This window comes from Azonexus sp. (assembly GCF_036170495.1).
Taxonomy (GTDB): Bacteria; Pseudomonadota; Gammaproteobacteria; order Burkholderiales; family Rhodocyclaceae; genus Azonexus.
This window is the reverse complement of record NZ_JAVHPH010000311.1, coordinates 1-13,069: the sequence shown is the minus strand read 5'-3', so window position 1 is coordinate 13,069 and position 13,069 is coordinate 1. Positions and strand designations below refer to the sequence as shown.

8 protein-coding genes are annotated in these 13,069 nt (G+C 63.7%); 4 read left to right on the top strand and 4 right to left on the bottom strand.

The annotated features are described in order from the left end of the window. Both ADADOO_RS11470 and ADADOO_RS11465 read right to left on the bottom strand, forming a co-directional pair. Window positions 1-1,411, bottom strand: a 1,411-nt coding sequence (locus ADADOO_RS11470; RefSeq protein ID WP_511277644.1) for an NAD(P)/FAD-dependent oxidoreductase, incomplete at its 3' end; no start/stop codon positions are given. 18 nt (window positions 1,412-1,429) lie between these two features. Continuing rightward, window positions 1,430-1,885: a c-type cytochrome gene (locus ADADOO_RS11465; protein WP_511277643.1), complete on the bottom strand. Its 456-nt coding sequence runs from the start codon at window positions 1,883-1,885 to the stop codon at window positions 1,430-1,432. Between the two features lie 198 nt (window positions 1,886-2,083). Here ADADOO_RS11465 and ADADOO_RS11460 point away from each other — a divergent pair, with 198 nt between their 5' ends. Then, window positions 2,084-2,755: a glutathione S-transferase gene (locus ADADOO_RS11460; RefSeq protein ID WP_511277642.1), complete on the top strand. Its 672-nt coding sequence runs from the start codon at window positions 2,084-2,086 to the stop codon at window positions 2,753-2,755. 6 nt (window positions 2,756-2,761) lie between these two features. Here the strand turns inward: ADADOO_RS11460 and ADADOO_RS11455 are convergent, their stop codons facing one another. Together ADADOO_RS11455 and ADADOO_RS11450 are read right to left on the bottom strand one after the other, a co-directional pair. Then, a complete protein-coding gene (locus tag ADADOO_RS11455) occupies window positions 2,762-2,923 on the bottom strand; it encodes a hypothetical protein (RefSeq protein WP_511277641.1) in 162 nt (53 codons plus the stop codon). A gap of 113 nt (window positions 2,924-3,036) precedes the next feature. Further along, entirely contained in the window at window positions 3,037-6,360 is a 3,324-nt protein-coding gene (locus ADADOO_RS11450; RefSeq protein WP_511277640.1) for a response regulator, read from the bottom strand. Window positions 6,361-6,685: 325 nt separating this feature from the next. Here ADADOO_RS11450 and ADADOO_RS11445 point away from each other — a divergent pair, with 325 nt between their 5' ends. From ADADOO_RS11445 to ADADOO_RS11435, 3 genes are all read left to right on the top strand, one after another. Further along, window positions 6,686-7,108 (top strand): VOC family protein, encoded by a 423-nt coding sequence (locus ADADOO_RS11445; RefSeq protein WP_511277639.1) that lies wholly within the window; start codon window positions 6,686-6,688, stop codon window positions 7,106-7,108. 156 nt (window positions 7,109-7,264) lie between these two features. Further along, on the top strand, window positions 7,265-10,660 hold the full coding sequence (locus ADADOO_RS11440) for a transglutaminase family protein (protein WP_511277638.1): 3,396 nt from the start codon (window positions 7,265-7,267) through the stop codon (window positions 10,658-10,660). Window positions 10,661-10,785: 125 nt separating this feature from the next. Continuing rightward, on the top strand, window positions 10,786-13,069 hold a 2,284-nt coding region (locus tag ADADOO_RS11435), incomplete at its 3' end, for a circularly permuted type 2 ATP-grasp protein (RefSeq protein WP_511277637.1).

The following is a 13,069-nucleotide window of genomic DNA, read 5'->3' as shown; positions in this document are numbered from 1 at the left end:
TGGCGAAACCGCGAATCTGCTTGTCGAAGGCCGGGATGGCTTCGCGCAGCGCATCGATGACGTAGCTCGGGGCGCAACTGGCCAGATCGGTCATGTGCACGCCGGGCTGGTAGGACGGATCGACTTCGCCGAGGGCGGTTGACGGCCGGCCGGCGAGGAAATCGCCGACGCGCTGGGCCGGCGCCGCGTAGTTGCTGCCGCCGGCGACAAAGGCGGCCGATTCCCATTGCCGCTGGTACTCGATGCCGGCCAGTGGGTTGGTTCGGTAGTCGCCGGGAAAATCTTCAGGCTTCACTTCGACGACGAGCGCCGCGTTGGAGTTGCGTTCGGCGCGCGAATACTGGCTCATGCCGTTGGTCACGACGCGGCCTTCTTCCGAAGTGGCGGCGACGACCTGGCCGCCCGGGCACATGCAGAAACTGTAGGCGGCGCGGCCGTTGCCGCAGTGATGGACCAGCTTGTAGTCGGCGGCGCCGAGGATTTCGTTGCCGGCATTGGGGCCGAAGCGGGCGTGGTCGATCATCGCCTGCGGGTGTTCGATGCGAAAGCCGATGGAGAATGGCTTGGCCTCGATGAAAACCCCTTGTTCGTGCAGGGTCTGGAAGGTGTCGCGGGCGCTGTGGCCGACGGCGAGGACGACGTGGTCGGTGGCGATGGTCTGGCCGTCAGCCATGACCACCCCGCGGACTTGGTGGTCGTCGATGACCAGTCGGTCGACCTTGCTGCCGAAGCGAATTTCGCCGCCCAGTTCGGTGATCGTGGCACGGATGTTCTCGACCATCTTGACCAGCCGGAAAGTGCCGATGTGCGGCTTGCTGACAACCATGATCTCTTCCGGCGCGCCGGCCTTGACGAACTCTTCGAGCACCTTGCGGCCGTGGTGCTGCGGGTCCTTGATCTGGCTGTAGAGCTTGCCGTCCGAGAAGGTGCCGGCACCGCCTTCGCCGAACTGGACGTTCGATTCCGGGTTGAGCTTGTTGTTGCGCCACAGGCCCCAGGTGTCTTTCGTCCGCTCGCGCACGGCCTTGCCGCGTTCGAGAATGATCGGCTTGAAACCCATTTGGGCGAGGATCAGCCCGGCGAGCAGGCCGCACGGGCCGGTCCCGATGACGACCGGGCGGGTTTTGAGATCGGCCGGGGCCTGGGCGACGAACTGGTAGTCGGTATTCGGCCGCGGGCCGACGTTGCGGTCATTGGCCAGTTTTTTGAGCAGCGCCGGCTCGTCGCGAACAGTGAAATCCAGCGTGTAGATCAGCGTGATGGCCGATTTCTTGCGCGCATCGTAGCTGCGCTTGAAAATCGTGAAATCGATCAGCTCGCCATCGGCGATGCCCAGCCGCTGGCACAGGGCCGGGCGCAACGCATCGGCGGCGTGGTCGAGCGGCAGCTTCAGTTCGGTCAGTCTCAACATGCGGATTTTCCGGAAAACTCAGCGTTCCTTGAACTGCTTGTGGCAGGTCTTGCAGGCCTCGTGCACGGCATCGTAGGCTTTTTCGACCTGTGCCTTGTCCTTGCTCCGGGCGGCGGAGAGCAGGGTGTCGGTGGCGGCGATGAAGGCGTTTTTATTCTTCGCGAACGCCTCCGGCTGCGCCCAGACCTCGCCTGTCGCCTTGGTCGGCGGGTAGTTGGTGTCGGCGCCAAAATAGTCCCACGGACCATCCCGCCTGGCGAGCAGGGCTTCGGCCAGGGGCAGGAACTTGTCGGCGTCGTAGGTACCCTTGCGCAGCATCACGCCCATCGGTTCAAAGGTCTTGACGATTTCCTTGAAGGCGACCTGGCGGTGCTTCACCGGCTGACCGGGCCGCGTATCCTCGACCTCGCCACAGCCGGCCAGCATGGCTACGGTCAACAGGAAAAAAAGGGAATTTTTCAAAGGCTGGGACATGGTGGGCGATCAATGACGGGCAGGGCCCGGGAGCGCGAATTATACGGGGAGTGCGCAGCATGGTGCGTTCGCCGGTACGGCGTTGGTCGACTTCAAAATTGGCCGATATTTCCGGTTGACCGTAGCAAACCCTCTCTGCCGTGCCTTCGTCGATTTACGGTAAAGTTTGCGCAGGCATTTACAACCAAGGAGCGCGCCATGTTCGACCTCTACATTGGCAACAAAAACTACTCGTCATGGTCCTTGCGGCCGTGGCTGCTGATGAAGCATTTCGCCATCCCTTTCACCGAGCACATGGTGTCGGTGGCCGGGCGCGACTACAACGCGGCGCTCAAGCCGCTGGCCGGCAATGCCCGCGTGCCCTGTCTGCATGAGGACGGTTTCCAGGTCTGGGAAAGCATCGCCATCGCCGAAACCCTGGCTGAACGTTATGCCCAGATGTGGCCGGCCGATGCCCGGGCGCGGGCCAGGGCGCGCAGCATTTCGGCCGAAATGCACGCCGGCTTCGCCAAACTGCGCACCGCCATGCCGATGAACCTCAAGCTCAGGCTCAAAGGCAAGCCGGCGACGCCGGAGGTTCAGCGCGACATCGACCGCGTCGTCGAAATCTGGAGCGAGGCGCGCCGCCAGTTCGCCACCGGCAACGGCCCGTGGCTGTTCGGCGAATTTTCGGTGGCCGATGCGATGTATGCACCCATCGTCTGCCGCTTCAACGTCTACAACGTGCCGCTGCCGCCGCTCGCCGCTACTTACCGCGACGCCGTGCTGGCCCACCCGGCGATGCTTGAATGGCATGCTGCCGCGCTCCTGGAAACCGAGGCCCACGCTCATTACGACCGGCTGGCCGACGACTATGGCGGCCCGCGCTGAAGGCCTCTAGGCTCGGCGGTCGGTGCCTGGTCGTGGCTGGCTGCGGCGATCCGGGCGCCCCGGTTCGCGGACGCCGCGCCCGCGCAAAACCAGCGCCGGGACGAGAACCAGAAAGAGCAGGACGAGGGCGGCGAGCAGCAGGTAGTTGTCGAGAATGGCTTGCAGCATGGCGCGCTCCGTTGGGCTTGGTGGCAACGGCCATTTTACGCCGAGTTGCTGGTGCCGTCGGGTTCAAGGTTGCGTCGCCGATGTCTGGAAGGCGGGGGCGCGCGGGGCGCCAGTCAAATGTGCCGCAAACCGTCGAGCACGGTCTGCATCTCGGCGACAGTTTGCCCGAGGCAAGCCGTCGATGCGTCGTTGTCCTTTGCCTTGGCGGCCGCTTCGAGTTGTGCCGCGGCCTCGCCCAGGTCAAATGCCCCCAAGGTGCGCGCCACCCCTTTCAGGGAGTGGGCCAAGCGCTGTTGCGTTCCCCAGTCGTCGGCCTCTCGCGCCTGGCGATAGTCTTTTTCGAAGGACTGGCCATGGGTATCGCGAAACTTGGCCAATAGGCGCAGATACAAGGCCATTTTGCCGACATGGCTGACCCCGACCGCGATGTCGATGCCAGGCAGGTCGGCAATCTGCACGCTGTCGCTGTCGCTGTCGCTGTCGGCGTTCGGGGGGCGCGAAACGCTGCGCGATGACCTGTTTCCCGGCCGCCAGTTGGGCAGGCAGGCGACCAGTTGTTCGTAAAACTGTTCCATGCGGACCGGTTTGGCGATGTGGCCATTCATGCCGGCCGCGATGCAGCGTTCCCGCTCTTCGAGCAGCGCGTTAGCGGTCAGCGCGATGATCGGGAGGTCGGCATATTCGGCGCTTTCGCGCAGGCGGTGGGTGGCTGTGTAGCCGTCCATGATCGGCATTTGAACATCCATCAGAATCACGTCGGGCCGTTTTTCCGCTACGGCTTTCAGGCATTCCTCGCCATTGACGGCGAATCTGGCCTGCAGCCCGGCGTTGGCGAGCAGTTCGCCGATCACCTCGCGGTTGATTTCGACATCTTCGGCAATCAGGATGTCCATGCCGCTGAAGCGCGACCATTGCCGAACGGCAACCTTGCGCCGTTCGACCGGGGGTGTTTGCGGGTTGGCAAGGCCCAGGCGGTTAGCCAATTCAACATAAAGATGGCGGGCGCAAACCGGCTTGCTGAGCAGGCCGTCGATATCGCCGGCAACGCCGTCCAGATCGCTATGGTGGCTGTAGGCGGTGACCAGAATCGCAGGGGGTGGGCACCTGTCGTGCCGGGCGTACAGGGCGCGCATTTGGCGGATGGTTTCGATGCCATCCATCCCCGACATGCGCCAATCGACGATACACAACAGATAGTCCGGTGGCGTCTCGCTGTCCATTTTGCCGATCGCTTCGTAGCCGCTGGCGGCCACTTCTGCCTTCAGTCCAATCTGGCTGGTCAGATGGCGAAGTATGTTCAGGGAAATGGGGTTGTCATCGACGATCAGGACCGGCCGCTGCGCCTGCTCGGCAAGTTGCCGACCGAATTCGCGAAGCCCGATGCGGCGGTCGGGGCCGACAATCTTCAAGCGAACCGTGAAATGAAAGGTGCTCCCACGCCCCGGTTCGCTGTCCACCCAGATGCGTCCGCCCATCAGTTCGATCAACTGGCGACTGATCGAAAGGCCCAGGCCGGTGCCGCCGAAACGCCGGGTCGTCGAGGAATCGGCCTGGGTGAACGGAGCGAACAGTTTGCCGACCTGTTCTTCGCTCATGCCGATGCCTTCGTCGCTGACCGAGAAGTGGAGTTCCAGGTCTTCATCACCGAGGGGTGTCGTGCTGACTTTGACGATGACGTTGCCGCCCGTTGAAAACTTGAGGGAGTTGCCGACCAGGTTGGTCAGGACCTGCCCCAGTCTCAGCGGATCGCCTTTGAGAACGCGCGAATCGTCGTCTATGTCATAGTAAAGCTCGATCCCCTGATTTTCGGCGCGCAGGGCGACGACGCTTGAAAGGCGGTCAAATACGGACTCGAGGACGAAGGGCGTCTGCTCCATTTCCAGTTTGCCGGCTTCGATCTTGGAGAAGTCGAGAATGTCGTTGATGACGGTGAGCAGGCTCTCCGACGCTGACTTGATCTTGGAAAGGTAGTTGAGTTGCCGCGGGCTGAGGTTGGTGGCCAAGGTCAATTCCGCCATGCCGATAATGGCATTCATCGGGGTACGGATTTCGTGGCTCATGTTGGCCAAAAAGCTGCTTTTCGTCTGATTTGCGGCATCGGCCGCGTCACGGGCAGCAAGCAGTGCCGTGTTGGCGACGGCCAGATCGTGCGTCCGCTGCGCCACCTTGTCGTCGAGTTCCTCGCCCCAGTGCCGCAATGCCGTGGTCTGTCGGTCGATGGTGTCGAGCAGTTGATCAAACAGCACACCCAGCCGAACCAGTTCGTCATTGCCCGGCATTGGGCCGACCCGTGTTTGCATCTCGCCGCCCTTGACGGCACGCATTGCCGTTTCCAGCCGGTCGAGGGGGTGCATGATGCCGTGCGCCAGTCGCCAGGAAATCCAGGTGGCGAGCAGGCTGACCAAAGCCAGCAAGGCGACGATCATCCCGATCGCCTGCCAGCGCAAGGCGGTGAATGGCGCCTCCGGAATGCCGACATAAAGCATTCCGATGCGCTTTCCCGAATAATCGACGACCGGATCGTAAGCCGTATACGCCCAGTGATTGACCACAAAGGCGCGCTGTAACCAGGTTTCGCCGCGCTCCAGCACCGTTTCCTTGACGGCTTGCGAAACCCGGGTGCCAAGCGCCCGCTGACCATCGTTCCGGCGCACCGTCGTGGCAATTCTGACGTCGGAGAGAAACAGCGTTACCGTCTCTGCGACCCCCAGGTCGTGCAAGCTGCCGATGGAACCGATGTGCGCCAGGTAATCGACGAATTCGTCGTGCCGGTTGAGGAGAAATCCGCCCACCACCGTGTAGCGCTTATGGCCGGTCAGTTTTTGCATGCTGGCGGCAGCCACGACGAGCAGGCCGCGCTCTTCGCTGGTTGCCGTGGTTGGGGCGGCCATCGGCGTTTCGTGCAGTTCCAGCCGGGCCCGCCCGGGCAAACTGGCCGCGAGGTGTCCCAGGGCCCCGGCTGAAACGACCTCCAGCCCGGCCCGGCCTTCGCCTCCGGCCGCGGCATCCCGAATTACCGGCAGGTCAAGATAAGTCTCTCCCGGCCGGAATCCCTCGCTGGCGCTGACCACCTTGCCCGATGCATCGAGGACGGCGAGAAAGTCAAATCCGATATTGTCCTTGCGCGAATCGAGGACTTCTTTGAGCGAAACCCCGCTAGCCTTGCCCTCTACCAGACTGAGAATGCGCGGCGAATTGGCCAGCGAGTCGATGGAGGCGAGCGCTTCCCGCTCGAGGTGACGAAGATGGTCGTGGGTTACCGCCAGGTCGGACATGACTTTGTTCAGCAACAGGCGTTCGCCGAAATGGTTGCCAACCAGCAAAGCGATCGCCACCAATACCGGAAACACCGCCAGCGGCAACAAGGCGAGAATCCATAAGCGAAGTTTGAGTCCGCCCTGACTGTAGACGCGAGCCAAAGCAAGCCATGGATTCATCAAAAATGCCTTTCAGATTCCACTGCGAGGGGAAAATATCGTCACGCGCCATATTGGCACTCAACAGCCGGGTGAGGCAACCGAAAGCCGGCGAATCGCCCGCAGTGCGGCGAAAGAAGGGCCGCGATCAGGTGCTTCGATAGCTCAAAACGACGCGATGCCGGCTCGATTTTCTGCGCGGGTGGGTTGGCAGCGGATGCCACGGTCAACCGGAAAATTTGGCAAATTTTGAAATCGACACGCTTAAAATCGCAGTTTGCAACCCGGCGCCGGCCATCTCGCCCAAACGCACCATCAGCCGCGTCCAACTGAGGTTTCAAGGATCATGAACCAGACCATCAGCTTTATCACCCTCGGTGTTGCCGACCTGGCCCGCAGCCGGGCTTTCTACAAGGCGCTGGGCTGGCGGGAGTCGGCGGCCAGCCAGGAGTCGATCGCCTTTTTTCAGGCTGGCTCGGTCGCCTTCGGCCTGTTCCAGCGCGCGGCGCTGGCCGAGGATGCCGCGGTGCCGGCGGCCGGCAGCGGATTTCCGGGATTTACGCTGGCCCACAACGTGCCGTCCGAGGCGGCGGTGATCGCCACGCTGGATGAAGCGGTGGCGGCCGGTGCCACCTTGGTGCGCCCGGCCGACAAGGTTTTCTGGGGCGGCTTTCGCGGCTACTTCGCCGATCCGGACGGTTTTCTATGGGAAGTTTGTTTCAACCCGTTTGTGGCGCTCGATGCCAGGGGCTTCGTTCAGCTTCCCTGAAGTCGTCTCCGGATGCCGCACGTTTTTGGTGCACGTCGCCCGTCATCAGGCTTTCACGAGGTGCGTGCCACTATCGGGTTTATTGAAAAACAACGACTTGCAAGCTGGTTCGCGTCTTGCTTTTAAGCTTGCAATCATTCTGCCTGGAGCAAGCTCGTGTCGATCCATGTCGCGCTGAATCACGTTACTCGTTACAACTATGATCGCCTGATCAACCTCGGGCCGCAGGTCGTCCGCCTGCGCCCCTGTCCGCATTCGCGGACGCGCATCCTGTCCTACTCGCTGAAGATCGGTCCGGACCAGCATTTCGTGAACTGGCAGCAGGATCCGCAGGGCAACTACCTGGCCCGCCTGGTCTTCCCGGAACAGACCCGCGAATTCAGCATCGAGGTCGACATGGTGGCCGAGATGTCGGTCATCAATCCCTTCGATTTCTTCCTCGAAGACCATGCCGAGAAAATTCCCTTCGCCTACGAGGCCTGGGAACGCCACGAACTGACGCCTTACCTGCACAAGCTGCCGGAAACGCCGGAACTCAAGAAGTACATGGATGGCATCTCGCGCGAGCCGCTGCGCAGCGTCGATTTCCTCGTGGCGCTGAACGCCGACCTGCAGAAGGCCATCAGCTACACCATCCGCATGGAACCGGGCGTCCAGACCCCGGAAGAAACGCTGACCAAGCGTTCCGGCTCGTGCCGCGACTCGGCCTGGCTGCTCGTCCAGATCCTGCGTCATCTGGGCCTTGCCGCCCGTTTCGTGTCGGGCTACCTGATCCAGCTCACGGCCGACGTCAAATCGCTCGACGGCCCGTCCGGCCCGGAAGCCGACTTCACCGACCTGCACGCCTGGGCCGAAGTCTATCTGCCGGGCGCCGGCTGGATCGGCCTCGATCCGACCTCCGGGCTGTTCGCCGGCGAAGGCCACATTCCGCTCGCCTGCACGCCGGAACCCGGTTCCGCCGCGCCGGTCACCGGCGGCCTTGATGAATGCGAAACTGAGTTTTCGCACCACATGCAGGTCACCCGCATCTGGGAATCGCCGCGCGTCACCAAGCCCTATACCGATGAGCAGTGGAACGAGATTGAGAGCCTTGGCCACCGAATTGACGACACCCTCGGCAAGCTCGATGTCCGCCTGACCCAAGGCGGCGAGCCGACCTTCGTCGCCGTCGACGACCCGGATGGCGCCGAATGGAACACTGCCGCCCTCGGCCCAACGAAGCGCATTTTCGCCGCCGACCTCTTCCATCGCCTGCGCGAGAAATACGCCCCGAACGGCCTCATGCACTTCGGTCAGGGCAAGTGGTATCCCGGCGAACAGCTCCCGCGCTGGTCGCTGAACTGCTTCTGGCGCAAGGACGGCGAGCCGATCTGGAATGCCCCCGAGCTGTACGCCAACGAAAGCGTCGATTACGGCGCCACGGCCGAACACGCCCAGCGCTTCCTGAAACGCGTCGCCGAACGCCTGGGCATGACTTCCGACTACGTCTTCCCGGCCTTCGAGGATGTCTATTACTACATGTGGCGCGAGCGCCGCCTGCCGGGCAACGTCGATCCCTTCGATTCCCGCGTCGACGACGCCATGGAGCGCGAACGCCTCATGAAGGTGTTCACCCAGGGCTTGACCTATACCGTCGGCCACGTCCTGCCGATCATGAAAAATGTCTGGAACCAGTGGCAGACCGGCCCGTGGTTCCTGCGTGCCGAACGTTGCTACCTGTTCCCCGGCGATTCGGCCATGGGCTACCGTTTGCCGTACGACTCGCAGCCATGGACGGAAACGAGCGACTACCCTTACGTCAATGTGCCCGATGCCGAAATGGCAACCGATCCGCTGGCCAGCTACGCCGCCCTGCGTAACCGCGTGAGCGGTGAAACCGGTGCTCGCGAGCCGCAGATGCAGAGTCGCCCCGGCAGCACTGGTGCCGCTGGCGCTGGTGCAGCCGCCGCCTCGGCGACCGGCGACGGCAAGGTCCGCCCGTGGGAAAAGCCGACTGAAACGATGCCGCGCTTCAAGGAATCGGCCGGCTGGATCACCCGCCTGGCGATGTGTGCCGAGCCGCGCGACGGCAGGCTCTACGTTTTCATGCCGCCGACCGAAAAGCTCGACGACTATCTCGAAATCGTTGCCGCCGTTGAAGCGACGGCCGAAGAGATGAAGATGCCGGTCATCATGGAAGGCTATACGCCGCCGTCCGACCCGCGCCTGACGCATTTCAGCGTCACCCCCGACCCCGGTGTCATCGAGGTCAATGTCCATCCGGCGCGTAGCTGGGACCAGCTGGTCGACCAGACCACCCACCTCTACGAGGCGGCTCACTACTCGCGCTTGACCACCGAAAAGTTCATGGTCGATGGTCGCCACACCGGCACTGGTGGCGGCAATCACTTCGTGCTCGGCGGTGCCACGCCGAACGATTCGCCCTTCCTCCGTCGGCCGGATCTGCTCAAGAGCCTGGTCGCCTACTGGCACAACCACCCGAGCCTGTCCTATCTGTTCTCCGGCCTGTTCATCGGGCCGACCAGCCAGGCGCCGCGCGTCGATGAAGCGCGCAACGACAGCCTCTACGAGCTCGAAATCGCCTTCAAGCAGATTCCGCAGCCGGGCGCGGGTTACCCAAATTCGGTCCCGCCGTGGCTGATCGACCGCATCCTGCGCAACCTGCTCACCGACGTCACCGGCAACACGCACCGTTCAGAGTTCTGCATCGACAAGCTCTACTCGCCGGACGGCCCGACCGGCCGCCTCGGTCTGCTCGAACTGCGCGCCTTCGAGATGCCGCCGCACGCCCGCATGTCGCTGGCCCAGCAACTGCTGCTGCGGGCCATGATCGCCCGCTTCTGGGAACAACCCTACGAGCCGGCCCGCCTGGCCCGCTGGGGCACTGAGCTGCACGACCGCTTCATGCTGCCCTTCTACGCCGAGCAGGACTTCAAGGACGTCATGCAGGAAATGGCCGAGGCCGGCTTCGCCTTCAAGGCCGAATGGTTTGCCCCGCATTTCGAATTCCGCTTCCCGAAATACGGCGATTTCGCCGTCAAGGGCATGGAGTTCGAACTGCGTCACGCGCTTGAGCCATGGCACGTCATGGGCGAGGAGGGCGGTGGTGGCGGCACGGTGCGCTACGTCGATTCCTCGGTCGAGCGCGTCCAGGTCCGCATCAAGGGCATGGCGCCCGACCGCTATGTGGTGACCTGCAATGGCGTGCCGGTGCCGCTGCAGAACACCGGCACCAACGGCGAATTCGTTGCCGGTGTGCGCTACCGCGCCTGGCAGCCGGCGTCGTGCCTGCATCCGACTATCGGCGTCCATGCGCCGCTGGTTTTCGACATCGTCGATACCTGGATGCAGCGGTCGCTGGGCGGTTGCCAGTACCACGTCGCGCATCCGGGTGGGCGCAGTTTCGACACCTTCCCGGTCAATGCCTTCGAGGCCGAAAGCCGCCGTCTGGCCCGCTTCTTCCGCTTCGGCCACACCCCGGGCAAGCTGCAGGTCAAGGCGCCGGAGGTCAGCGCCGAGCACCCGTTTACGCTAGACTTGCGTCGATTTTGACGAAGCGCAAACAGAATGCCCCTGGCGTCGTTATTGCCTCCTCGCCGTACTGCTTGTACTGTCCTCGGCGGCACGCCTAGCCAGGGCCGCTTCGCTGTATTCTGTTTTCGCTACAAAACAAATAAATGGCGCGCACCCTCCTCGCAATCTACCCCCACACGCCCCGCCGCTACGACGAAATGCTGGCCAAGGACGGGTCTGTCCGGGCGCACTGGAACCAGTTCCTCGAGCATCTCGATGCGGTGACGCCGGAGGAAATGCGCCGTCGACTCGATTTCTCCGAGCAGCGCATCCAGGAAAACGGCGTGACCTACAACGTCTACGCCGATCCGAACGGGGCCGATCGGCCGTGGGCTCTCGATCCGCTGCCGCTGATCATTCCACCCGACGAATGGGCCGAGCTGTCGGCCGCCATCGCCCAGCGCGCCACCCTGCTCAACGCCATGCTCGACGATCTCTACGGCGAGCAGACGCTGCTTGCCGAGGGTCTGTTGCCGCCGGCTCTGGTCTATGGTCAGCACGGCTACCTGTGGCCATGCCGTGGTGTCAAGCCGCCGGGCGGGGTCTGGCTGCACCATTACGCGGTCGACCTGGCGCGTTCGCCGAACGGCCGCTGGTGGGTCATCGCCGATCGCACGCAGGCGCCGTCGGGGGCGGGTTACGCGCTGGAAAACCGGCTCATCGTTTCGCGCGTCTTCCCGGAAATGTTCCGCGACCTGCGCGTCCAGCACGTCGCCGACTTCTTCCGCGACCAGCTCGACGGCCTGGCCGCACTCGCCCCGGTCGAGGGCGACGAGCAGCCACACATGGTCCTGCTCACCCCCGGGCCGTACAACGAAACCTATTTTGAGCACGCCTATCTGGCGCGCTACCTCGGTTTCCCGCTGGTCGAGGGGCAGGACCTGACGGTGCGCGGCGAAACGGTCTATCTGAAAACCTTGCGCGGTTTGAAACGGGTGCACGTCATCCTGCGCCGCCAGGACGACGCCTACTGCGACCCGCTCGAACTGCGCGGCGAGTCGGCGCTGGGCATTCCCGGCCTGCTCAACGTGGCACGCGCCGGGCGTGTCGTCATCGCCAACGCGCTGGGCAGCGGCCTGCTCGCTTCCGGCGCACTGATGGGCTTCCTGCCGGCCATCTGCCGCCACCTGCTCGGCGAAAAGCTGGCCATGCCGTCGGTCGCAACGTGGTGGTGCGGCGAGAAACCGGCCCTCGATTTCGTCAAGGAAAACTTCGACGATCTGGTCATCAAGCCGGCCTACCCGACTCAGAACATGGAGCCGGTTTTCGGCAATGAATTGAAGGGTGAGGCGCGGGCCGAGATGCTGCGCCGCATCGAAGCGCGGCCGCATGCCTACGTCGCGCAGGAAATGATCAATCTGTCGCAGGCGCCGACCTGGAGCCGGGCCCACGAACGTCGCCTGCTCGCCCGTCCGGTCGGCCTGCGCGCCTACGCTGTGACGACGCCGGACGGCTATTCGGTGATGCCGGGCGGTCTGGCCCGGGTGACGACGGCGGCCGGCACGCGCATCATTTCGATGCAGCGCGGCGGCGCCTCGAAAGATTGCTGGGTGTTGACCAATGGCCCGGTCAGCCAGTTCTCGCTGCTCAAGCCCTCGGTCGGTGTACGCGACCTGGTGCGCGCCGGTTCCAACCTGACTTCGCGCGTCGTCGAAAATCTGTTCTGGCTCGGCCGCTATTCCGAGCGCTTCGACGACAGCGCCCGCCTGTTGCGCGTCGCCCTGTCGCGCGTCGTTGTCGGCGGTGGGCAGCGCACGCCGGTGGTCATTGCCGCGCTCGAACTGGCCCGCCGGCTGGGCGTCCTGCCCAAGCCGGAGGAGGCCGAAGAGAAATCCGGGGAAAGCGGCGAGGCCAAGGAGGGCGGCGAGCACGAGCTGCTTGAGGCGATCTACGATCCCGAGCAGCCGGGCAGCCTGGCCCGCAATATCCGCGCCCTGATGTGGTCGGCGACGCACGTCCGCGAACGCCTGTCGCTCGACCACTGGCACTCGCTCAACCGCCTGCAGCGCGATCAGCAAGCGGCGCTCAAGACCCACCCGACCCTGACCGAGGCGATCGCCTTCCTCGATCGCGTGCTCGGTGTCTCGTCGTCGCTGACTGGTTTTGCCATGGACAACATGACGCGTGACGACGGCTGGCGCTTCCTGTTCATCGGCCGCCGGCTCGAACGGCTGTCCTTCCTGGCCTTGACGCTGGCCCATTTCCTGCACATGCCGGCGGCGCGCAGTCAGGGCTCGCTCGAATGGCTGCTCGAACTGGCCGACTCGATCATCACCTACCGCTCGCGCTACTCGCGCCAGCCGGAGTTGCTGCCGGTTGTTGACCTGCTCGTCTTCGACGAGAGCAACCCGCACGGCGTGGTCTTTCAGGCCAACGTGCTGGGCAACT

Bases quoted from the DNA above. Each gene is read 5' to 3' on its own strand.
- ADADOO_RS11465 (WP_511277643.1), bottom strand. From the start codon at position 1,885: ATGTCCCAGCCTTTGAAAAATTCCCTTTTTTTCCTGTTGACCGTAGCC.
- ADADOO_RS11450 (WP_511277640.1), bottom strand. From the start codon at position 6,360: ATGAATCCATGGCTTGCTTTGGCTCGCGTCTACAGTCAGGGCGGACTC.
- ADADOO_RS11460 (WP_511277642.1), top strand. From the start codon at position 2,084: ATGTTCGACCTCTACATTGGCAACAAAAACTACTCGTCATGGTCCTTG.
- ADADOO_RS11445 (WP_511277639.1), top strand. From the start codon at position 6,686: ATGAACCAGACCATCAGCTTTATCACCCTCGGTGTTGCCGACCTGGCC.
- ADADOO_RS11455 (WP_511277641.1), bottom strand. From the start codon at position 2,923: ATGCTGCAAGCCATTCTCGACAACTACCTGCTGCTCGCCGCCCTCGTC.